Origin of the sequence: Hyphomonas sp. (assembly GCF_965284475.1) — a bacterium.
GTDB lineage: Bacteria > Pseudomonadota > Alphaproteobacteria > Caulobacterales > Hyphomonadaceae > Hyphomonas.
On the sequence record NZ_OZ260087.1, the window covers coordinates 922,256 to 944,270 of the forward strand.

General features: G+C 62.0%; 22 protein-coding genes. 11 read left to right on the forward strand and 11 right to left on the reverse strand.

The window, feature by feature from the left end:
• Nucleotides 1-8 precede the first annotated feature (8 nt).
• From ACQ66M_RS04275 to ACQ66M_RS04295, 5 genes are all read right to left on the reverse strand, one after another.
• Complete coding sequence (locus ACQ66M_RS04275) at nt 9-1,214, reverse strand: acetyl-CoA C-acetyltransferase (RefSeq protein ID WP_430402115.1); 1,206 nt, start codon at nt 1,212-1,214, stop codon at nt 9-11.
• A 27-nt stretch (nt 1,215-1,241) separates the two neighbouring features.
• Nucleotides 1,242-1,670 carry a PaaI family thioesterase gene (locus tag ACQ66M_RS04280; RefSeq protein WP_430402117.1) on the reverse strand — a complete coding sequence of 143 codons (429 nt, stop codon included), beginning with the start codon at nt 1,668-1,670 and terminating at the stop codon, nt 1,242-1,244.
• Between the two features lie 6 nt (nt 1,671-1,676).
• Nucleotides 1,677-2,843: an acyl-CoA dehydrogenase family protein gene (locus ACQ66M_RS04285; protein ID WP_350174302.1), complete on the reverse strand. Its 1,167-nt coding sequence runs from the start codon at nt 2,841-2,843 to the stop codon at nt 1,677-1,679.
• A gap of 140 nt (nt 2,844-2,983) precedes the next feature.
• Entirely contained in the window at nt 2,984-4,768 is a 1,785-nt protein-coding gene (locus tag ACQ66M_RS04290) for an acyl-CoA dehydrogenase C-terminal domain-containing protein (RefSeq protein ID WP_350174304.1), read from the reverse strand.
• A gap of 102 nt (nt 4,769-4,870) precedes the next feature.
• Nucleotides 4,871-5,350: a MerR family transcriptional regulator gene (locus ACQ66M_RS04295; RefSeq protein ID WP_350174306.1), complete on the reverse strand. Its 480-nt coding sequence runs from the start codon at nt 5,348-5,350 to the stop codon at nt 4,871-4,873.
• A 225-nt stretch (nt 5,351-5,575) separates the two neighbouring features.
• Here ACQ66M_RS04295 and ACQ66M_RS04300 point away from each other — a divergent pair, with 225 nt between their 5' ends.
• The 6 genes from ACQ66M_RS04300 (at nt 5,576) to truA (ending at nt 13,508) form a co-directional block, all read left to right on the forward strand.
• A complete protein-coding gene (locus ACQ66M_RS04300) occupies nt 5,576-9,166 on the forward strand; it encodes a peptidoglycan-binding protein (RefSeq protein WP_430402119.1) in 3,591 nt (1,196 codons plus the stop codon).
• A gap of 80 nt (nt 9,167-9,246) precedes the next feature.
• Entirely contained in the window at nt 9,247-10,578 is a 1,332-nt protein-coding gene (locus ACQ66M_RS04305; protein ID WP_430402121.1) for a DNA recombination protein RmuC, read from the forward strand.
• A 45-nt stretch (nt 10,579-10,623) separates the two neighbouring features.
• Entirely contained in the window at nt 10,624-11,154 is a 531-nt protein-coding gene (gene def / locus ACQ66M_RS04310; RefSeq protein ID WP_350174312.1) for a peptide deformylase, read from the forward strand.
• 182 nt (nt 11,155-11,336) lie between these two features.
• Nucleotides 11,337-12,281 carry a methionyl-tRNA formyltransferase gene (fmt, locus tag ACQ66M_RS04315; protein ID WP_430405118.1) on the forward strand — a complete coding sequence of 315 codons (945 nt, stop codon included), beginning with the start codon at nt 11,337-11,339 and terminating at the stop codon, nt 12,279-12,281.
• Nucleotides 12,278-12,766: a GNAT family N-acetyltransferase gene (locus ACQ66M_RS04320; protein ID WP_430402123.1), complete on the forward strand. Its 489-nt coding sequence runs from the start codon at nt 12,278-12,280 to the stop codon at nt 12,764-12,766. The genes fmt and ACQ66M_RS04320 overlap by 4 nt, the downstream gene beginning before the upstream one ends.
• Nucleotides 12,767-12,770: 4 nt before the next feature.
• Nucleotides 12,771-13,508, forward strand: a complete 738-nt coding sequence (truA, locus tag ACQ66M_RS04325) for a tRNA pseudouridine(38-40) synthase TruA (RefSeq protein WP_430402125.1) — start codon at nt 12,771-12,773, stop codon at nt 13,506-13,508.
• Between the two features lie 344 nt (nt 13,509-13,852).
• Here truA and ACQ66M_RS04330 read toward each other — a convergent pair whose 3' ends face one another.
• Together ACQ66M_RS04330 and ACQ66M_RS04335 are read right to left on the reverse strand one after the other, a co-directional pair.
• A complete protein-coding gene (locus tag ACQ66M_RS04330; RefSeq protein ID WP_430402127.1) occupies nt 13,853-14,692 on the reverse strand; it encodes a class I SAM-dependent methyltransferase in 840 nt (279 codons plus the stop codon).
• Between the two features lie 28 nt (nt 14,693-14,720).
• The gene (locus tag ACQ66M_RS04335; protein WP_430402129.1) at nt 14,721-15,206 is read right to left on the reverse strand and encodes a CinA family protein; all 486 of its coding nucleotides are present in this window, start codon (nt 15,204-15,206) and stop codon (nt 14,721-14,723) included.
• Nucleotides 15,207-15,308: 102 nt separating this feature from the next.
• Between ACQ66M_RS04335 and ACQ66M_RS04340 the strand changes: the two genes are divergently transcribed.
• Genes ACQ66M_RS04340 through ACQ66M_RS04350 form a run of 3 tightly spaced genes read left to right on the forward strand, consistent with a single transcriptional unit; the run spans nt 15,309 to nt 16,622 of the window.
• A complete protein-coding gene (locus ACQ66M_RS04340; protein ID WP_430402131.1) occupies nt 15,309-15,662 on the forward strand; it encodes an ArsR/SmtB family transcription factor in 354 nt (117 codons plus the stop codon).
• 3 nt (nt 15,663-15,665) lie between these two features.
• On the forward strand, nt 15,666-16,145 hold the full coding sequence (locus ACQ66M_RS04345) for an ArsI/CadI family heavy metal resistance metalloenzyme (RefSeq protein WP_430402133.1): 480 nt from the start codon (nt 15,666-15,668) through the stop codon (nt 16,143-16,145).
• Nucleotides 16,146-16,202: 57 nt separating this feature from the next.
• A complete protein-coding gene (locus ACQ66M_RS04350) occupies nt 16,203-16,622 on the forward strand; it encodes an arsenate reductase family protein (RefSeq protein WP_430402135.1) in 420 nt (139 codons plus the stop codon).
• A 12-nt stretch (nt 16,623-16,634) separates the two neighbouring features.
• Here ACQ66M_RS04350 and ACQ66M_RS04355 read toward each other — a convergent pair whose 3' ends face one another.
• The gene (locus ACQ66M_RS04355; protein ID WP_430402137.1) at nt 16,635-17,642 is read right to left on the reverse strand and encodes an SDR family oxidoreductase; all 1,008 of its coding nucleotides are present in this window, start codon (nt 17,640-17,642) and stop codon (nt 16,635-16,637) included.
• Between the two features lie 78 nt (nt 17,643-17,720).
• Nucleotides 17,721-18,398, reverse strand: coding sequence for a nitroreductase (locus ACQ66M_RS04360; RefSeq protein ID WP_430402139.1), 678 nt, complete (start codon nt 18,396-18,398; stop codon nt 17,721-17,723).
• A 138-nt stretch (nt 18,399-18,536) separates the two neighbouring features.
• Between ACQ66M_RS04360 and ACQ66M_RS04365 the strand changes: the two genes are divergently transcribed.
• Nucleotides 18,537-18,902 (forward strand): EthD domain-containing protein, encoded by a 366-nt coding sequence (locus tag ACQ66M_RS04365; protein WP_430402141.1) that lies wholly within the window; start codon nt 18,537-18,539, stop codon nt 18,900-18,902.
• A gap of 79 nt (nt 18,903-18,981) precedes the next feature.
• On the opposite strand, the gene ACQ66M_RS04370 is transcribed toward ACQ66M_RS04365, so the two are convergent.
• Nucleotides 18,982-20,136, reverse strand: a complete 1,155-nt coding sequence (locus ACQ66M_RS04370) for a peptidoglycan-binding domain-containing protein (protein WP_430402143.1) — start codon at nt 20,134-20,136, stop codon at nt 18,982-18,984.
• A 147-nt stretch (nt 20,137-20,283) separates the two neighbouring features.
• Between ACQ66M_RS04370 and ACQ66M_RS04375 the strand changes: the two genes are divergently transcribed.
• Nucleotides 20,284-20,514, forward strand: a complete 231-nt coding sequence (locus ACQ66M_RS04375; RefSeq protein ID WP_430402145.1) for a hypothetical protein — start codon at nt 20,284-20,286, stop codon at nt 20,512-20,514.
• A 217-nt stretch (nt 20,515-20,731) separates the two neighbouring features.
• Here ACQ66M_RS04375 and ACQ66M_RS04380 read toward each other — a convergent pair whose 3' ends face one another.
• Complete coding sequence (locus ACQ66M_RS04380; RefSeq protein ID WP_430402147.1) at nt 20,732-21,934, reverse strand: methionine gamma-lyase; 1,203 nt, start codon at nt 21,932-21,934, stop codon at nt 20,732-20,734.
• Between the last annotated feature and the right edge of the window lie 81 nt (nt 21,935-22,015).

Consider the following 22,015-nt stretch of genomic DNA (forward strand, 5'->3'; position numbering starts at 1 on the left):
GGTAAGGATTAAACGCGTTCGATGATGGTCGCGGTGCCCATGCCGGCGCCGACGCAGAGCGTGATCAGCGCCGTTTCCTTGCCGGACCGCTCCAGTTCGTCGATCATGGTGCCCATCAGCATGCCGCCGGTTGCGCCCAGCGGGTGGCCCATGGCGATGGCGCCGCCGTTTACGTTCATCTTGTCGTGCGGGATGTTGAGATTGTGCATCATCAGGAGAACGACCGAAGCGAAGGCTTCGTTCAGTTCATAGAGATCGATGTCTTCCGGGTTCATGCCGGCTTTCTTCAGCACTTTCTTCGACACGTCCGTCGGGCCGGTCAGCATGATGCCGGGCTCGGAACCGATAGAGGCCATGGCGCGAATGCGGGCGCGTGGCTTCAGGCCAAAGCGCTCGCCCATTTCCTTCGACCCGAACAGTACGGCCGAGGCACCGTCCACGATGCCCGACGAGTTGCCGGCATGGTGGACATGGTTGATCGCTTCCAGTTCGGGATAGCGCTGCTTGATGACTTCATCAAACCCCATTGCGCCCATGCCGATAAAGGAGGGCTGCAGCGCGGCGAGCGACTGCATGTCGGCTTCGGGGCGCATATGCTCGTCATGGTCGAGGCGGATGCCGCCCATCTGGTCCTTCACGGGAACGATGGATTTGGCGAACCGGCCTTCCTTCCATGCGCGGGCGGCGCGTTTCTGGCTTTCGACCGCGAACGCATCGACGTCGTCGCGCGAGAAGCCCCATTTGGTGGCAATCGTGTCGGCACCCACGCCCTGCGGCGAGAAGTATGATTTGATCGCGATCTGCGGGTCGGTTGACCAGGCCCCGCCAGCGGCGCCCATCGGCACGCGGCTCATGCTTTCAACGCCGCCGCCAATCGCCATATCGGCTTCGCCGGTCATGACTTTCGAGGCCGCCATGTTGCAGGCTTCAAGGCCCGAGGCACAGAAGCGGTCGACCTGCACGCCAGCCGTCGTGTCGGCATAGTCAGCGTTCAGCACCGCGATACGGGCAATATCGCCGCCTTGCTCGCCGACTGGCGAGACGCAGCCGAAGACAACATCGTCAACCATGGCGGTATCGATTTCATTCCGGTCACGGATCGCCTGCAACACCTGCGTGCCAAGGCTGAGCGCGGTGATTTCGTGCAGGGAGCCGGACGACTTCCCCTTGCCACGCGGTGTGCGGACGGCGTCATAGACATAGGCTTCATTCATGGGAGGAGCTCCTTTAAAACTGTTTGATCAAGGTGCCGGTGAATTCACCGGGTTAAGCGTCAGGCTCGCGGCGCAGCGGGCTGCTTCCTTGCCGCGGGAATCGTAGAGTTCGGCCTCGGCGAAGACCATCGCGCGGCCGATATTACGCAGGCGGGCAACCACTTCCACGACGCCGACACGCACGGGGCGCAGGAAATGCGTGTGCAGGTCCACCGTGGAGGGCAGCGCGCGTTTGCCTGCCTTCATGCCCGTAAGCATGCCAATCGTATCATCCATCATGGCCACGAGATAGCCGCCCTGGATCACGCCTGCCGGATTGCAGAATTCCGGCCGCCCCTCAAAGCGCACCCGTGTCTCCCATTTTTTCAGGTCGAGCGAGACGAGCTTGAAGCCGAGCGATGTCGAGGACGGGCTCGGCTGGGGAAAGACTTCGGTGATGCGCTTGCTGTCAGGCATATGTGGCTAGAGTGTCCTCGCGATCAGCATTTTCATCACTTCGTTAGCGCCGCCATAGATGCGCTGAACGCGGGCGTCGGCATACATCTGAGCGATGGGATATTCGTCCATATAGCCGAAGCCGCCATGCAGCTGGAGGCATTCGTCGATGATCTTGCACTGGAGATCGGAAATCCAGTATTTCGACATGGAGGCCGTGGCGGCATCAAGTTCGCCCTTCAGCAGCAATTCCGTACAGTGATCTGCAAACACTTTTGCGACAGTCGCCTCTGTCTTCGCTTCGGCGAGCTTGAACTGCGTGTTCTGGAAATCGAAGATCGACTTGCCGAACGCCTTGCGGCCCTTGACGTATGCAACCGTCTCGTGGATCGCGCGCTCGATCATGCCGATGCCCTGAAGGCCGATGACGTGGCGCTCCTGCGGCAGTTTCTGCATCAGCTGGATAAAGCCCTTGCCTTCTTCCTCGCCGAGGAGGGCGGTGGCCGGCACTTTCACATCATTGAAAAACAGCTCGGACGTATCGGCCGCGTGCTGGCCGACCTTTTCCAGATTGCGGCCGCGCTCGAAACCTTCGACCTCCTCTGTTTCCACGCACAGGATTGAGATGCCCTTGGCACCCTGCGACGGATCGGTCTTTGCGCAGACGAGGATGAGGTTCGCGGTCTGGCCGTTCGAGATGAAGGTCTTCGAGCCGTTGATGACATAGCCATTGCCATCCTTGATGGCGGTTGTCTTGATGTTCTGAAGGTCGGAGCCTGCGCCGGGCTCGGTCATGGCAATCGCGGTGACAAGTTCGCCCGACGCCATGCGCGGCAGCCAGCGGCGCTTCTGCTCTTGTGTGCCGAAGGCCGTGATGTAGGGCGCGATGATGGCATTGTGCAGCGTGATGCCGAAGCCGTCGACGCCCTTCCACTGCTGCTGCTCGATGATCACCGCTTCGTGGCGGAAGTCGCCCCCTGCCCCGCCATATTCTTCCGGTACAGAGGCACAGAGCAGGCCCATTTCACCCGCCTTGGTCCAGATGTCACGCGGCACAACGCCCGCCTTGCGCCAGGCCGGGACGTGCGGCGCACATTCCTTTTCGAAGAACTGGCCCACGGCGTCGGAGAAAATGTCCATTTCCTCGTCATTGCGCCAGTTGGATTTCGGCACGTTAAGCGGGCTCTCAAGCATGGGTAGGTCTTTCCTGTATTACCTAGCGGAAACTTCCGCTTACGTTCACGTAAACATGTAGGATATGCAGGCCCCTTTGCACAGCCGTCACGCAGCGTCAGGTTCGCAGGCTTCAGGCCTGCAAACCTGTTCGCCATGGATCAGAATGCCTCAGCCGGCAGGGCCATCATGGAATTTGCCCCCGTTTTCACTTTCGCGAGATGGGCGGCGGCATCCGGCAGCATGCGATCCAGGAAGTACTGGCCCGTCATCAGCTTTTCTGCATAGAAGGGATCACCTTCCGCCTTCCTCTCGATCGCCACCTTCGCCATGCGGGCCCACATGAAGGCGAGAGCCGTGAGACCGAACAGGTGCAGGTAATCGTGGCTGGAAGCACCGGCATTGTTGAAGTCCGACATGCCGTTCTGCATCAGCCAGTTGGTGCCTTCCTGCAGCTGGCCCTTCACCGTCGTGAGGCCGTCAATGAACGGCTTGAGTTCGGCATCATCACCGGCCATGGCGATGAAATCATCCAGTTCGGCGAAGAAGCTGAATACGGCCCGGCCGCCATTGCTGGCCAGCTTGCGTCCGACAAGATCGAGCGCCTGAATGCCGTTGGTGCCTTCATAGATCATCGTGATGCGGATATCGCGGACGTATTGCTCAAGGCCCCATTCACGGGTGAAGCCAGAGCCACCATGGACCTGGAGCCCGAGATTCGCGCTCTCCGAACCCTTGTGGGTCAGGTAGGCTTTCACGACCGGTGTCAGAAGGGCCATGTAATCTGCGGCCCGTTCCCGGAGCTTCTCATCCTGAGACTTGTGCTGCAGGTCGCCCTGGAACGCCGTCCAGTAGGCGAATGCGCGAGCGCCTTCGATAAAGGCTTTCTGGTCGAGCAGCATGCGGCGCACATCGGGATGCACGATGATCGGGTCGGCGACCTTTTCCGGCGCCTTCGCGCCGTTCAGCGAACGTCCCTGAACGCGATCCTTCGCGAAATCGACAGCATTCTGGTAGGCGACCTCTGCCTGAGCGAGACCCTGCAGGCCGACACCGAGGCGGGCTTCGTTCATCATGACGAACATGGTGCGCATGCCCTTGTGTTCCTCGCCGACGAGCCAGCCGGTCGCGCCGTCATAGTTCATGACGCAGGTCGCGTTGCCATGGATGCCCATCTTTTCTTCAAGGCCGCCGCAGGAACAGGCATTGCGCTCGCCAAGCGAGCCGTCATCCTTGACGATATATTTGGGCACCACGAAGAGCGAGATGCCCTTGATGCCTTCCGGCGCGCCCTCGATCCGGGCAAGCACAAGGTGAATGATGTTTTCGGTCAGGTCCTGCTCACCGCCCGAAATCCAGATCTTCTGGCCGGTAATCCTGTAGCTGCCATCGGCCTGGGGCACGGCCTTGGTCTTGATCAGGCCGAGATCCGTTCCGCACTGCGGCTCGGTCAGGTTCATCGTGCCGGCCCATTCGGCACTGGCCATTTTCGGGCCATACATCTTGCGCTGCGCATCTGAGCCGCCTGCCATCAGCGCCTCATAGGCGCCCGATGTCAGGCCGGGATACATGCCGAAGGCCATGTTGGCGGATGAAATCATCTCGCCCCAGGCGAGGTTCACGACATGCGGCAACCCCTGCCCGCCCATTTCCGGGTCTTTCGACAGAAGCGGCCAGCCATTGTCGACCAGCGCGCGGTAAGCTTCCGGGAACCCGTCGGGCGTCTTGACGCTGGCATCATCATTGCGCTTGCAGCCCTGGACATCACCAACATGGTTGAGCGGGAACAGGACTTCCTTGGCGAACTTGCCACCCTCTTCCAGGATCGCGTCGATCAGGTCGGGCGTGGCTTCCTCAAAGCCGGGCAGGTTTGAGTGGTTCTGCAATTGCAGGACTTCATGCAGAATGAACTGCATGTCGCGGACCGGGGCGTCGTAACGGGGCATTGAGAGAGCTTCCTTGTAAACAAAAACGGCAACTGACGCCATTCTAGACACATGTTCTAGAAAGGTCGTTCCAGTTGCCAGAACTCAAGAAAATAAGGGGAATCAGACTTCGTCGAGCTGGCGGCGGGCAACCGCTTCATAGGCCGCAACCTGTCGCTTGCCCTCTTCGTTGGGACCGACCTTCTGGATCAATTCCTCAAGCCACACGATGCCCTTGCGAAGTTCGGTCAGCGCCGTGTCGATGTCTTCGCGCTGGACTTCCAGCTCTTTGACCTGCTTGCGGAACTTGTCGAGCATCATGTATTTCTGAGCCCGTTCGCCATCGTCCAGCACGTAAAGATCAAGGATTTCACGAATATCCGCCAAAGGCAGTCCGAGACGCTTCAGGCGCACAATAATCGTGAGGCGAGCACGATCCCGGTTCGAATAGACCCGGGTCATGCCATCGCGCGCCGGATGCAGCATGTCCTTGTCTTCATAGAAACGAAGGGCACGCGGGGTGACACCATATTCCCGGGCAAGCTCGGAAATCGTGAAGGTGCGGCTATCGGCGGCGGAAATGTGAGATGTCTTGTGATGCATGCGTAGAGTTTAGACCATGGCTTCCGCGAACGTCAACGTCAACTTTACGCGAACGTACACGGAAACGTTCCCTATGGTAAATGCAACAGGCATATCCGTTACCAGATTGCGTGAAAATATTTACCTTTAACTTCGCTTTAAGACCCGACCTGTCATCACCGTAGGAATATGTGAACGAATCCGCCCGCTGCGTTAACTTCGCGGGCCGCGTGAGGAGAGTCCGGGATGAACCAGACAGGGCCCTGGAGTGTCAAAGGCATTGACCAGCGCGCACGCGATGCGGCGCGCGAAGCCGCGAGCGCGGAAGGTCTCACGCTGGGTGAATACCTCAACCGCCTGCTGATGGCTGATGAAGAAGAACAGCATAACGAAATCTCGTCGCTGTTCCGCACGCCCCGCCCCCGGCCGGAAGCCGCCTCCAGCACGCTGGACCGTCTGACCCGGCGGATCGAGGCGGCCGAAGCCCGCTCGACGCTCGCCATCACCGGCATGGACCATACCGTCCTCGGCCTGGTGGCAAAGCTGGAAAAGGCCGAAGGCAACAGCAATGCGGTGGTCGGCCATGTCGAAAGCCTGATGGACGAGATCCGCGACACGTATGAAGCGCTCCAGTCAAAGGTTCGCCGGCTTGAACAGGACGATACGGCCAGACAGAACCTTGAAGCGCTCAGATCGCTCGAGCAGGCGCTCGGCAAGCTGGCGAACCATGTCAATGAAGAGGGCGAACTTGCCCAGAACGAAGCCCAGGCCATCAAGGGCCGGGTAGAATCCGGCTTCTCCGACCTGACCGACCGGGTCGAGGGTGTCGAGACACGCGTCGAGTCGAAACTGTCAGAGGCTGCCGCCCGCGTTGAGCGCGCGGTTGAGCAGGCCGAAAAGCGCTCCGAGGGCACTGCGCGCGAAATGTCGACTCGGATCAACTCGCTGGAAAGCGATGTGAAGGCACGCTTCGCCAAGGTCGATGAGAGCGAGCAGCGGCTGACCTCTGTGGAATCAGACGTCTCAAGCGCGCTGGATTCCATGGAAAGCACATTACTGCGCATCCAGGAACGCCTCAACCGCGCCGAGACGACCACGGATGCTGCGCTGCAAAGCCTCGAGGCCACCTTCAACCATCTCGACAACCGCGTCGAGGCGCTGGCCGGGTCTGTCGATCCGGAACTTGCCACGAAACTGCGGACGGAATTCGAGGCCCGTTTCGAAGACCTGACCAAAACCCTGCGCGATACCGTGGACCAGACCCGGCTTGAACTGGCCGACGAGATTTCCCGTGCAGCCAGTATCCAGGACAATGAGGTCTTCACAAGCCTCGCGGCAGACGTTTCTGAGGTCCAGAAACGCCTTGAGACGACCGACGAACGCCAAACCCGCTCCATGGAAACCGTGTCCAGCCAGATCAGCCGGATGTCCTCGAGTTTCGACCAGCGCATCAGCGATGTGGAAGCCCGCGACGATGCCGCCGCCGGTGAAGCGATCCGCGAGGAAGTTGAACGCCTTGGCGAAACCGTGGGCGCGCGCATCGACTCACTGGCCGAGCAGATTGACCAGCGCGTGACCGACAGCGAAACGCGTAGCGCCGAGGCGATCGAACAGATCGGCGAACAGGTCGCATCCGCAGCCTCCCGGCTGCAGAAGCGCCAGGACGACGCCATCAAGACCATGGCAACGCAGATGGAAGAGAGCCGCAAGCGCACGGATGTCCGCTTGTCGGATGCCCTGTCAAACGTGTCGGAACGCCTGGAGCTCATGCAGGCCCAGTCGACGGCTTCCCTGTCACCGGTACAGCGGGCCATCGCGTCGCTGGCAACGCGGCTGGAGAGCCTGGAAGAGTTCAACGCGCCGCCTTATGCAGACCCTGCAGGTGCCGACGCGCTGCCTGATGCACCTGACTTTGCCGCTGAATCGCCGGACGTCTCGCCGGAGATGGATGACGAGGCGTTCGAACCCGGCCTTCCCGGGATTGACGAAGAAGACGACATTTTCGGCGACAGTCCTGTCGCATCGTCCCCGGAAGCCATTGCGGATGCCGAGAGCGAAGAGGACGATTCAATCTTTGCCGACATGCCGGAAGACCCCGTCAGCGACGACGTTTTCTTTGAGGCGGGCATCGCGGGCTGGGACGCTGCAGTCGAAAGCCAGGAGACACCGTACGAATCCGATTTTGAGGACATGCTGAGCAAGCGGTTTGAGAATTTTGCGACGGAGCACACGAGGCAGACCGAAGAAACCCCAGACCTGCCGGTGTCGCAGGCGGAACTGGGCCCTGAAACCTATTTCGATCCGCTGGCGGAACTTGACGGGATTGACGGGGTCCATGACAGCCATTCGGAATCCCGCGCATCAGACGTATTCGATACCGATGATTTCGACGACGAGGATTTTCTTGAGCTGATCACGCCGAAAGAGGACGCCGCCGCCGAAACCTTTGATGAGCCCGACAGTTTCCCTAATCCCTTCGAGGAGCCGATCGAGATTCGCGAAGGAGACACTAGCGACTATATTGCCCGGGCGCGCCGCGCGGCCATCGTCGCGGCAGGCACATCTGGCCAGCAACCGCACCAGCGCAATCGTCGCAGCACCGACAAGCCGAACTTCAATGGCGTGCGGGCGAAATCCAGTTCGAGCAAACTGCCGCTTTATGCGGCGGCCTCTGCGGTGGTGATCACCGGCGCGGCCGTGGGCGGCTACCTCTATATCCGCGGCAAGCAGGAAGCGCCTGTCGTTGCCGCATCGGTTGACACCTATGTTGACCCGGGTGCTGCTGCGAGCGATGCAGAGGTCGTCTCCGTTGCAGAAGAAGCCATCGCCGCCGCCACCATGACCGAGGCAGAAACGGCGAACGAAACACCGGGTGTGGTGGAAACCACTGCGACCGAAGCCGACCTGTTTGATGCCTCACCTTCCGTGATGTCCGTCTCTGCCCCTGCGGAGCGCGCGCCCCAGCCGGCACCTGAGACAGCCGAAATCGCTGCCGCCCCGGTGGCCAGTTTCCCGGCCATTTCGCCCTTTGTGACAGCTGAAAGCGCGGCAGCCTCCGGCAACCATATTGCCCAGTACCAACTGGCACAGGAACGCATTTCCGCTGGGGATTTCGCGGCCGGCGCCGCCCTGATGCGCAAATCTGCCGGCAAGGGCCTGCCCATTGCGCAGTACGGCCTCGCCAAGCTGCACGAGAAAGGCAATGGCGTGCCCAAGGACCTGACGCTGGCGCGCGAGTGGACCGAGAAGGCCGCCAATGGCGGCAATGTGAAAGCGATGCACGACCTCGCCGTGTTCATGGCCGAGGGTGAAGGCGGGCCCCAGAGCTATGCCGGCGCGGTTGAATGGTTCCGCAAGGCGGCCGAATTCGGCATCGTGGACAGCCAGTACAATCTCGGCGTTCTCTACGAGCAGGGCCTCGGCATCAGCCCGAACCTGACCGAAGCGCTCTTCTGGTTCCAGGTGGCCGGCAAGAATGGCGATCCGGGCGCGCCCGCCAAGATTGCTGACCTGACGGGCCGCGTGTCGGCAGAGGCTGCAGAACAGGCCAGCGCCCGCGCGGTATTCTGGGAAGCCTCACGCGACAACGCCATCAGCAATGGCCGGTTCGGGGCCCAGCCCTGGAACACGGGCAATCCGCTGCAGGTTCAGGGCGTTCAGGTCGCGCTATCAGCGCTTGGCTATGATGTCGGCACACCCGATGGCGTCGTCGGCGCCGGCACAGCCAAGGCGATCCGCGACTATGAGAAGGCCAACAAGCTTCCCGTCACCGGTGCAATCACCGCAGACCTGATTGAAAGCCTGAACGAACTGGCCGGCGCACCGACCAATGGCTAGACAAACGCGTGCCGCTCTCCACGCGTGACAGGTGACCTCGTTCTAGATATGTTCCACGAGAATCGTGGCAGGATATCGCAATGACACCTATCATTACCATCGGAAGCGCCGGTCTCGACGCCGTGCACATCATTCTGTTCCTGGGCGTGCTCGGGCTTGGCGGACTGGCCTGGGCGCTGCGCGGCAGCGCAGGCCTCGTGCGCCGCGACCTGGCACGTACCGAATCAGACCTCGAGACCACACGGCAGGCCCTGCATACGCAGCAGGAAGTCGCCCGGCAGGCCGAACTGGCGCTGGCCGAAGCGCGCGCCCGCAGCGAAGAGGACGAAAGCAAGTTTGCGCAACTGGCACAGGGCGTGCTGCAGCGGGCCAACGCCATGTTTCTCGAACGCGCAGACGAGACGTTCAAGCGCCACAGGGAAGGCGCGCAGGGCGAGCTCAAGGAATTGATGAAACCGATTGGCGAGAATTTCGACGCATTCAGGAAGCGCGTCGATGATCTCGAAAAGGTCCGCACCGAGGACAAGTCACTCCTGTCGGAACAGGTGAAGGCTATCGGGGAAAGCCTGCATCGCAACACCGCCGAGACCGGCAAGCTGGTCAACGCGCTGACGGCGCCGAAAGGTGGCGGGCGCTGGGGCGAGATGACGCTTCGCAACGTGATGGAGCAGGCCGGTCTCTCCGCGCATTGCGACTTCAATGAGCAGGTTCACGATGAAACCGAGGACGGCCGCCAGCGCCCGGACGCCATCATCCGCCTGCCGGGCGACCGTCAGATCGTGATCGATTCCAAAGTGTCGCTGGCGTCCTACATGGCGGCCACCAATACTGACGATCCGGTCGAACGTCTCGCCCACCTGAAGTCACACGCGACAAGCGTACAGCGTCACGTCAACACGCTGGCCTCCAAGGACTACCAGTCAAATCTCGGCAACCGGTTCGATTATATTGCCATGTTCATACCGGGGGAGAATTTCTTCGCCGCTGCGCTGGAACACTCACCGGACCTGATCGAAAAAGCCATGTCCCGTCAGGTCATTGTCACGACGCCGACCACGCTGATCGCACTGGCCCGGACGGTGGCGCATCTCTGGCGCCAGCATCACCAGAACGAGAATGCCATGGCGGCGGCCGAACTTGGCGCTGAATTGTATGGCCGGATGGGCGTCATGCTCGGCCATATCGAGAAGCTCGGGAAGACCCTGAATGGCTCTGTCGACCACTTCAATTCGGCCCTGGGATCGTTCGACAAGCGCGTCTTGCCGACATTGCGCAAATTCGAGGACATGGAAATCGCCCCGCCGAACAAGGCGTTGCCGGAGCCGAAACAGATCGAAAACCGGGCCAATACGCCGGAGCCGAGCGGCGAGCTGGACTTCGATGGCAAGAAGAAGGCGCTTGCCGCAGAATGATCCGTAACAGTTGACCTAAAGCGCTTCCCTTCATATCTGACACGAATGGCCATTCGCGAGATCCTCACCGTACCCGATCCACGCCTCAAGGAGGTGTCGAAACCTGTTGAAGGCGGCGTCACCGACGAGGTCCGCGCGCTGATGGATGACATGCTGGAAACCATGTATGACGCGCCGGGCATTGGCCTGGCCGCAATACAGGTTGGCGTGCCGCTGCGCGTCATCGTGATGGACCTTGCCCGCGAGGACGAGGAGCCCCAGCCGCGCTATTTCGTGAACCCGGAAATCCTCGAAACGGTTGAGGAAACGCTGCCCTATGAAGAGGGCTGCCTGTCAGTGCCGGACATTTTCGACCAGGTCGAACGGCCCGTACGCTGCCGGATCCGTTACATGGATTACAATGGCAACACGGTCGAGGAATGGGCCGAGGAGCTCTATGCGGTCTGTATCCAGCACGAGATGGACCATCTGGAAGGCACCCTGTTCATCGATTACCTCTCGCGCCTGAAACGCCAGCGTGCGGTCGACAAGGTGAAAAAGGCCAGGCTGCGCAGCCTGCGCGAAGACGCCGCCTGATGTTCCTAAAGGCCTGGGTGCGATGGCTTGTCGCCATCCTGCTGGCAGGCGCACTGGCAATCTGGCTGGGGTATCATGGCGTGGGCGGCATCGGCGGCCGCGTCCTGCTTTAGGCTGGCGAGCGATCCTTTACCTTTATTCCGCGCCAGCATCAGGCTAGAGCCCCTTTCATGACAGACCGCTTGCGCATCGCCTTCATGGGCAGCCCGCAGATTGCCGTGCACGTGCTCGCCGCGCTGGTGGCGGCGGGTCACGAGATTGCGTGCGTCTATTCGCAGCCACCTCGCCCCTCCGGCCGCGGCAAGAAACTGACGCCGACGCCGGTGCATGCCTGGGCCGAAGCACACGGGCTTGACGTGCGCACACCGAAATCCCTAAAGAAGGCAGAAGAGCAGGACGCCTTCGCGGCGCTGAGCCTCGATGCGGCCGTGGTGGTGGCCTATGGGCTGATCCTGCCGCAGGCCATTCTCGATGCCCCGCGCCTTGGCTGTCTCAACATGCATGCCTCGATTCTGCCGCGCTGGCGGGGGGCGGCACCGATCCAGCGCGCGATCATGGCGGGAGACCAAGAGACCGGCGTGGACGCGATGCTGATGGATGCAGGGCTCGATACCGGGCCGGTGCTGATGTCGGCCCGCACGCCGATCACGCCTGCGACGACGGCAGGCACATTGCACGACCGGCTGGCGGAACTTGCCGCAGAGCTTGCACCGGTCGCGCTGGCAAGATGGGCGGACGGATCCATCACCCCGCAAGCCCAGCCTGAAGCGGGCGTCACCTATGCCCACAAGATCAGTGCAGAGGACCAGCCGGTCGACTGGACGAAACCTGCTGGCGAAGTCGATTGCCAGATAAGGGGCCTGTCGCCCTTCCCCGGCGCCTTCTGCCACTGGACGCCCGAAGGCGAAGAGACGCCGGTGCGGCTGAAACTGCTGATGAGCGAAGCCAGTGGCGCAAGCGGCGGGGCCGCACCCGGAACCGTGCTGGACGACCGGCTGCTGGTGGCGTGCGGGGATGGCGGTGCGGTGCGGATCACGGTGCTGCAGCGCCCCGGCAAGGGGCCGATGAGCTCAAGCGTCTTTGTCAATGGCACACCTATTGCGCCCGGCACGCGGCTGACCTCATGAATTACTGGACCCGCCCTGCGCGCGACGAGGACATGGAACAGATCCTTGCCCTGAATGATCTTGCCTTTGGCGGCAGGGATGAAAGCCGGATCGTGACGGCGCTGGCAAAGTCAGGCGATAGCCTTCTCTCGCTGGTGGCGAACGATGAGGTGCGCATTGTCGGTCACGCGCAGTTCTTCCGCATACAGGTCGATGGTGAACCGCTCGCTGTCGGGCTCGGGCCCATGTCTGTGCACCCCAGCGTTCAGCAAAGGGGAATTGGCGGCGGCCTGATCCGCATGGGAATGCTGGCGCTGGAGGGGCGCGGAGAGAACCTGTTCTTCGTGCTGGGCCATCCCTCCTATTACCCGCGCTTCGGATACTCCGCCGAGGCCGCGGCACCCTTCACGTGCGAATGGTCCGGGCCGGCCTTCATGGCGATGCGGCTGGACGCGGCGGCGCCCGAAGCAGGGTCGCTGACCTATCCCGCCGCGTTCGGGGCCTGAAGCATTGGCCCGCTACAAACTCCTCATCGAATATCATGGCGGGGCCTATCAGGGCTGGATGCGGCTGCCCGGCAAACCGACCGTGCAGGGCGCGCTGGAAGAGGCCGCTGCGGCGCTGGATGGAGGCCCCGTGGAGATCTATGGCGCCGGGCGCACGGACAGCGGCGTCCATGCGATGGGCCAGGTGGCGCATTGCGACTTTGCGGTCGACCGGCCGGGCAAGGTGGCCGACGCATTGAACGCGCACCTGAGGCCCCACCCGATTGCCGTGCTGAAGGCGGAGAAGGTGGGCGAGGATTTCCATGCCCGGTTCAGCGCGAAGGCGCGCCACTATCGCTTTGTCATCATCAACCGCCGCGCGGACCTGACGGTGGAGCGCGGCCTCGCCTGGCGCATTTCACCGAAGCTCGATGCTCGGAAAATGCACGATGCCGCGCAGGGCCTGCTCGGCACGCATGACTTCACAACGTTTCGCGATGTGGAATGCCAGGCGCGCAGCCCGGTCAAGACGCTCGATAGGTTTGACATCGCACGCTATGGCGACCGGATCGAATGCACACTGTCGGCGCAGAGCTTCCTGCACAGGCAGGTGCGCTCGATGGTGGGGTCACTGGTGGAAGTGGGGCGCGGCAAGCGCGATGCGGCCTGGCTGCTGGACATCCTCGCCGCCGCCGACCGCACGGCCTGCGGCCCGGTCTCACCGCCGGACGGATTGTTCCTGGAGAAAGTGGATTACGACTGACGCTGCGCGTGCGGCGCCTGTGAAGGCGCTTGGAGGTGATGGTTTTTTAGGTTTTCGGGATCGGGTTTGCGGTCAGGTTTCCGGACTCGGCCCTGTTCAAACGCAGCCTTGGTTCCGGCGCTGGCCAGGGTCTGGAGTGGGGGCAAGCCCGGACAGGATTGAGAGAGGCCCCGGCGTGCGCCGGGGACACGGAGCCTGGGGACCAGAGCCGCCGCCAGCCGCGCCGAGACCGGCCGGACATCACCGAGAACGGTGACCTGCGATTTCGTGGCGAACGACTGCCTCGGAGTAACCCGCACGCTGGCTTTTGCGGATCGCGTGTCTTCCCTTGCGCCGCATACAGATCAGGCGTTATCGGCGGTCACGCGCCAGCAGGCGGATTTCATGGTGACGCGGCCGTCTGCCGCCTTGTGCTGCTGCAGCCGCTGGATGAGCGCGTCGCGGACTTGCGCCTCATCGATGCCTTGCGTTTCCAGCAGGCGCGAGAGCGGGCCGAGCTGCATCATGAAACCGGCCGTCGACATGGCATCATCGCCCGGCAGCACGATGGCCGTCTCCACCGGATCAATCATGACATCGTCCCAGCCTGCGTCTGACAGGATGCGGGCGACCCGGTCCTTATCCTGAAAAGCAAACGGGCCGGGCGCGGTCGGGTCTGCTGGCGCAGGTGCTTCCTTGAGGAAGGGCATGGCGGCCTGCAGCGGCGCCAGGGCCCAGTCATTGACGGTGAGCGCCTGCCAGCAGACGAATGCCAGCCTGCCGCCCTGCCGGACCGACTGGCGGATATTGGCGAAGGCAGCCGCCGGATCGTCGAAGAACATGACGCCGAAGCGCGAAATAACGCAATCGGCAGCCGGGCTGGCCATATATGTGCTGGCGTCGGCGAGTTCGAACCGGGCAGGCGCACCGGCCGCTAAAGCACGCTCGCGGGCGAGTGAGATCAGGGGCGCAGACACATCGACGCCAAGCGCGCCCTGCTGCGGACCGGCTTCGACCGCCGCACACAGGGTGAGCGCCCCGGCGCCGCAGCCGATATCCATGACAAACTCATCCGGTTGCAGGCCTGCATGGGCAATGACCGTATCGGCGAAGGGTGCGAGCATGGCATCCAGCCGGTCCGACTGGTCCACCCATTTCTGTCCGGCCGGTCCGTTCCAGTATTCGACCTGATCTTCATTATTCATCCGTGGCAGTCCTTTGTTGGGGGTGCGCTCAGAGCAGGGCCTCATGCAGCAGGGTCAGCGCTTCCAGCGCGAAGAGGCGCATATTGGCCTCGCGGTCCGGCAGGCCGGTTTCGAGCGTGCGGGAGATCTCGATCTGCGCGCCTGACAGGGCGACACAGGTGTGCCCCGCGGCATCGCCATAGCCATTGCCGGACGGGCCGGAGGCGCCGGTTTCGCAGAGGCCCCAGTCGGCATCGAGCTTGCCTCGGATCGTGCGGGCCATCATGCGCGCATAGGGTTCGGTGGACGAGCGCATGCCCTCCGGCATGTCAGCCCGGCCGAGCCCCATCAGGCCGCGAAAGGCCTGGGGCGTGTAGATCACACCGCCGCCGCGGTAATAGGCTGAAGCCCCGGCCACGGACAGGAGCGCAGCGGAGATCAGGCCGCCGGACGAGGATTCAGAGACCGCAACGGTTTCCCGCCGGGCCTTGAGCCGCATCCCTATGTCGGATGCCAGAGGAAGAAGTGTCTGCATGGCTGACATCAAGCAGGTGATGCGGTCAGGCGCAATAAGGTTCCCCGCGGCATGGCGCAGATTCCGGTTGACATACTTCATTATTTCCAGAATATTGGAAATATGGAAACCAGAACCGCTCTCGCCCAACTCTCCGCACTCGCCCAGGAAAGCCGCCTGGCCGTGTTCCGCCTGCTCGTGAAAGCCGGGCATGACGGCCTGCCGGCCGGTGACATTGCTGCCGCGCTCAACGTGCCGCCGAATACGCTGTCGGCGCAGCTCAACATCCTGTCCCAGTCCGGGCTGGTCACGGGGCAGCGGCACGGCCGGTCGATCATCTATACTGCCAGTTTCGGCTCGATCGGTGGCCTGATTGTCTTCCTCATGGAAGATTGCTGCGAAGGCCGGGCAGATGTGCGGGCGCCGGTGCTGGAATTGGCCGGTTCGGCCTGCTGCGACATTCAAAACAGAGGATAAACCATGAAACGCCTGCATGTTCACATCGCCGTCGACGACCTGACCCGTTCGATCGACTTCTATTCAACCCTGTTCTCGGCCGAGCCGACGGTGCTGAAAGGTGACTATGCCAAATGGATGCTCGACGATCCGCGCGTCAATCTGGCGATCAGTCAGCGCGGGGCGACGGCCGGTGTGGAACACCTCGGCATACAGGTGGAAACAGGCGACGAACTCGCCGAAGTCTATGAGCGGCTGCGGGACGCGGATGCATCCGTGCTTGAAGAAGGCGCAACAAACTGCTGCTACGCGAAATCGGAAAAGCGCTGGGTGCAGGACCCGTCCGGCGTGGCATGGGAAGTCTTCCATACGACCGGTGACAGCGCTGTGTATGGTGGCGGGCCAGAGGCCGCAGACGGTCGGCTCACCTCAACGCCGAGCGGGAGGGCGTTAGCGCCGGTGCCGCAGCCAGAGCCGCGCCCAGCAGCACCTGGCTGTTGCTAGCGGACCGGGGCACGTTCCCGGATTCCCGAGATCACATATTGAAGAGGCAGACCGTCCATGATCGTGATCCATCACAACTCCGATTGCGGCACATCGCGCAATGTTCTGGCGATTATCAAGGCGAGCGGCGCAGAACCGGTCGTCATCGAATACCTGAAAGCCGGCTGGACCCGTCCGCAACTGCTGGGCCTGTTCGCCGCTGCCGGGCTGACGCCGCGTACGGCCTTGCGCGAAACCAAGTCACCGGCCGCCGAGCTTGGCCTGCTCGCGCCGGGCGTCGATGACGATACGATCCTCAATGCGATGCTGGAGGCACCCGTGCTGGTCAACCGGCCGATTGTCTGTTCACCCAAGGGGGTCCGCCTGTGCCGCCCCAGCGAGGCGGTGCTTGACCTGCTGGACAGGTTGCCGCCAGGCCCCTTGCACAAGGAAGACGGGGCGCTCCTGATCGATGCAGAAGGCCGGCGCGTCGGCTGACGGGGCGGCGTGCTAGTCGAGCACGGCCTTGATCATCGGGCCGTAAGGCGAGTTGCCGAGCATGGCCAGTTGCTGGCGGGCCGAAACCTCGTTGATGGGTTCCTGAGGGCGCGACACCGGGTGCACCGCACGGCGCAGGGGGCGCGTGCCCGCAGGCATCGCGATGATCTCGGCAATATTGCGCGGAATGTCCATCGGATCGGTGCTGCCGCCACCACCGCCATTATCGGCGCCCATGGCCGCCGTCATCTGTGGATACGCTGCCAGCAATTCATCCGGAAGCCGCGCCTTTAGCGTGGCCGACAGGGCGACCTGGTTTTCCCATATCTCGGTCGGGTAGCCGCCGGGCTGGATGATCGTCACCTCAATGCCCTGCGTCACCGTCTCATAGGCAAGTTGCTCGCTGAGCGCCTCGAGCGCGAACTTGGTCGGGGAGTAATGCGCATAGCCCGGAACGATGACGCGGCCCAACTGGGATGTGACATTGAAGACCTGTCCGCTGCCAGCGGCGCGCATGGCGGGCAGCAATGCACGGATCATTCGTTGCGGGCCGAAGACATTGGTGTCGAAGATCAGCTGCGTGGCGTCCATGTCCTGGACTTCGATCGGGCCGGCAAAGGCGATGCCGGCATTGTTGACCAGGACATCGATCGACCCGCCCGCCTCCGCCAGCGCTTCGGCAACACCGGCCTCAACCTGCGCGTCCGAGGTGACGTCAATCTCGATCACGGTGATGTCGAGACCATCGCTTGCCGCGAGAGCCGTCAATTCATCCGCCTCCGGACGCGGAAGATTGCGCATGGTTGCAAACACTTTTGCCCCAAGCCGTGCATAATGCTCCGCGCCGAGACGGCCAAAGCCTGACGAACACCCGGTGATGAGGACCGACTTTCCGGACAGGTCCGGTGTGGTTGAATTCGCTTCGGCGTATGCCTGCGCGCCCGAGGCGGCGAACGCAGTCGCGGCCAGCCCGGCGCCCATCATCAGGTGACGGCGGTTGAGTTCCAGTGTCTTCGGCATGAGAGGCTCCCGTGTTTGCACCAGCTTACCATCACTGAACCGGCTGGTCACCCGCGCACATTCAGGACGAAAACCCGATCAGTCGTCGAAGCCGACAAAGGTGGCCGCCTCGTCGACCGACTTGCGGGTCGAGACGACGGCATTGGCAGGGAAGCTGTCATCGGGCCAGCCCATGGCAACGCAGGTCTGGATCACCTGATCATCGGGGATGCCGGCATGTTCACGCACGACGGGGCTTTGCATGATGCCCTGGCTGTTGATGACGCAGCCGAGTCCCTTCGACCAGGCCGCGTTGACGAGGCAATTGACGACACCGCCGCAATCGAATGGCGCAATGTCACTGCCCTGGATCGACTTGTCATAGGTGACCACGATCGAGACCGGCGCGTCGAACTGGCGGAAGCCGCGCAGCACCCAGTCCGTGCGCTTTTCCTTGTCGTGGCGCTCGATCCCCATCGCCTCAAAAAGCTGGATCGCAATGCCGATCTGGCGCTCGCGGTGGACGCCTTCATAGCCGGGGCCCATGCGGAACTCCCGGCTGTCGGGCACGCCGGCAAGGTTGCGTTCGACATTGCCCTTCCGGATGCGGTCAAGCACCTCACCGGTCACGACGTAGAAATTCCAGGGCTGGGTATTCAGCGAAGTCGGCGCACGGATGGCCATTTCCAGCACTTCACGGATCAGCGCCTCTGGCACGGGTTTCTTCTGGTAGCCGCGTATGCTGCGGCGACCCATGACCACGTCCTTGAATTCCACCGGTAACCCTCCAACAATTTACTGTTTCATATTCCGGAGGCTTTGTGGGGCAGCCGGCGCCCGCCTGCCAGACCTGTCGTTGCGGCAGGCGGATGGATTCCGGTCGACACAGCCGGCCTGCCTGAATAGGCTCCGGCCATGATCAAGCTCAGCTTCTGCCTTCGCCGCCTGCCCCATCTCAGCCGGGAGGAATTCCAGACATACTGGCGCGAGACGCACGCTCCACTGGTGGCCAGGCACGCAGAGACGCTGGGCATATTGCGCTATGTGCAGGTGCATACCGGGCACGAGGCCCTGAACGGGGCGATGCAGGGCTCACGCGGCGGCCCCGACGCCTATGACGGCGTGGCCGAGCTGTGGTTCGAAAGCGAAGAAGCCATGGCGGCGAACACGAGCGAAGCCGCCGCCGCAGCGGGCCGCGAATTGCTGGAAGACGAGAAGACGTTCATCGACCTTGCAAACTCGCCGCTCTGGTTTGGGGATGAGAATGTGGTGGTAGGCTAAGGCGTTCAGGCATTGATCAGGGGGCGGGCGCACGGGGCGAGGGCCTGCCCTGACCGAAATCGATCAGCGCAGACTTGTTTCAGAGAGCGCCCACCTCGGCTGCGAGCGCGGTTGCGAGTTCCGGCGAGGGCGCACCGTTCACGGGCATGTTGCGGCTGGCCTGGTATAGCGAGATCGCCCTGGACGTTTCGGCGTTGATTTTGCCGGTGGCCGGCCCGGGCTCGAATCCCAGTTTCGCCAGGTCGGTCTGGATCAGACGGATTAGTGTGGCGCTGTGAGCCGAACCACCGAGCGTGGTGATCATCGTATCGGCAAAGCCGGGATTGATCTCGATGTCCGTCGTGACGACCTCTACCGTCGCAGCGCCATCATTCACCAAACTTTCCAGCTGGGCCATCTGGGAGGCGAACATGCTTTCCATCATGGCGCGTTGCGAGGCGGGCATCTGGGCGAGCTGTTGTTTCGCGGATTGCAGCTCCTTCCGGGCCTTGGCAAGCTCGCGCCTGTCTTTGTCAGACATGATACCGCCAACCTTCATCACTTCCCGGTAGGGTTCGTAGAGATAGGTCACCCCGACGCGGCGGTAATCCTGGTTCTCACGCTCCATGAAGAAGGGCTCGGTTTTCCCACCGCGCTTGATAACGCCTTCCATTCGGAACTTGCGCCGAACGTAATATTCAGGGTCGAGCCAGATCGACATCTCGTTGATGGTCACCTCCGAACCATCGTCTAGCGTTTCCTTCATGCTGATCTCATCGACGACGATGTGCTTGGTCCTGTGACCATCGACCACTTCGTCGCCGACCAGTTTCGCGACCTTGTTTATGGCTTCCCGGGTTGCGGCCTGTGCCTGTGCGTAGCGTTCTGGTGTGATAGGATTCGGAACTCTGTCCAGTTCCTCGGCTGTCGCTGCAAGCATGCAGGCCGGCCCCATAACATAGAACATGGGGTAAATCCTTCCGTCAGGGCCGATCATACCCTTCATCTTCATATTTCCGGCAGCACTCGACTTATCATTGCTGTCCGGATCTGAGGCCACATTTTCCATGTTCCCGAAGTAATGATGGCATAGACTTTTTCCTTGGCCGTCGGCGATGGCATCTACAATCCGGTTTTCATCGCCCAGCAGCTCGCCAAAGCCAGCAGAACGTATGCCATCTCGCAATGCGGCACCGGTCAAGACGAACCCTTCGGCCATAACGTCCATTTCATCGGCAATGGCATCACGGCTCATTCCGGCTGCGCCTACTTCAAGTTCCCGTACCTCCTCTGGCGACATCTGTCTCACGAACTTTGACGTCGAGCCGTCAGGGTTCTTTACCTCCATCAATTGCCAATACTCAGTCCCGCCGCCGCCAGCGGCACCGGGAACATTCGGCATATGCTTTGTGAATTTCAGGACCTTCACGCCGCTGCGACTCAGGCGCTCCGACTGGACGACAGCTTCCTGCGCCAGAATATCGGCAACGTCTGCGTCATTGACGGGGATGATCCCGTTTTCCAAAAGCATTTCCTGGGTAACCTGATCATTCCAGTCGATGTCCTGCTGCGGGCCAACGAACTCGTCCGCCTGCGCCGCATGAAGAACGCACAGTACACTTGCCAGTCCTAGCACCGTCTTGAATTTTGAGATTCGCATTTCGGCTCCACCCTTTTATAGTATCTGCACTGACGTTTCCCAGTGTCCCCGAAACGTCGACTTAAGCGCATTCCGCTCTCGTTATTAATGGCAAATCCCTTGCTGGGATTAGCGCCATCGCAAATTACCAGCATAACATTTCAACCATGGACGGTCTTGTAAAGACTCGACCATAGTGAGAAGCGGTGGACTATGGGGCGTTCGCGCCCAGCGCGCTGGCCAGATCTTCCAGCAGGTCGGCCACATCTTCCAGTCCCACCGACAGGCGCACGAGGCCGTCACTGATGCCGTGGGCTGCGCGTTCTTCCGGCGAATAGGTGGAATGGGTCATGCTGGCCGGATGCTGGACAAGGGTTTCGGCATCGCCAAGGCTGACGGCGCGGCGGATGAGGGAGAGGCGGTTCATCATGGCGATGCCGGCCTCGTAGCCGCCTTCAAGCTCGAAGGCGATCATGCCGCCGAACCCGTCCATCTGGCGCCTGGCGAGTGCGTGCTGCGGATGGCTGGCAAGGCCCGGATAATGAACGGCGGACACACCCGGCTGGGCCGCAAGCCATTCGGCCACTTTCATTCCGCTCTCGCAGTGGCGCTGCATGCGCAGCTGCAGGGTTTTCAGGCCGCGCATTACCAGCATGGCATTGAATGGTGCCATGACCGAACCGGTCATGTCCTTGACGCCGACCATGCGGATGTCGTGGATCGCTTCAGCCCGGCCGCAGACTGCTCCCGCGACCAGATCACCGTGTCCGCCGAGATATTTGGTGGCCGAGTGGAGCACGAAGTCGGCTCCGAGGCTGATGGGGCGCGTCAGCATGGGCGAGGCGTAGGTATTGTCGACGACAACCAGCGCGCCGTGTTCACGGGCGATGTCTGAGACGGCGCGGATGTCGACGAGGCGCATGTTCGGGTTGGCGGGGGTTTCGAAATATACGATGCGGGTCTGGTCGCTGATCGCGGCGCGGAGGTTTTCCGGGTCGCGCAGGTCGACATGGGTGATCCTGATGCCGAAGCGGGACAGGCCATCGCGCATGAAGGCAAATGTGCAGCCATACAGCGTCTTGTCGGTGATGATCTCGTCGCCGGGTTTGACCAGCGTCCACATCGTGGCCGAGATCGCGCCCATGCCGGAGGCGGTGCAGAGCCCCGCCTCGGTGCCTTCCAGCTCTGCGATGCGCGATTCGAGCAGGGCGACCGTGGGATTGGATATGCGCGAATAGATGTGGCCCTCGGACTCGCCGGCGAACAGGGCGCCGCCCTGCTCCGCAGTCTGGAACGCGAAAGTGGAGGTGAGGTGCAGCGGCGGGGTCAGCGCGTTCTGATTGTCCTCGGGATGGTAACCGTGATGGATGGCGCGGGTGGCAAAGCCGAGCGGCCGCGATGTGTCATAGGCCATTAGCGTGTCTCCGGTGTTTGCACGAGTATAGCACACTCCAACAGGCGATTTTCGCCTCATTCTGCTGATTTTCAGTTGCAA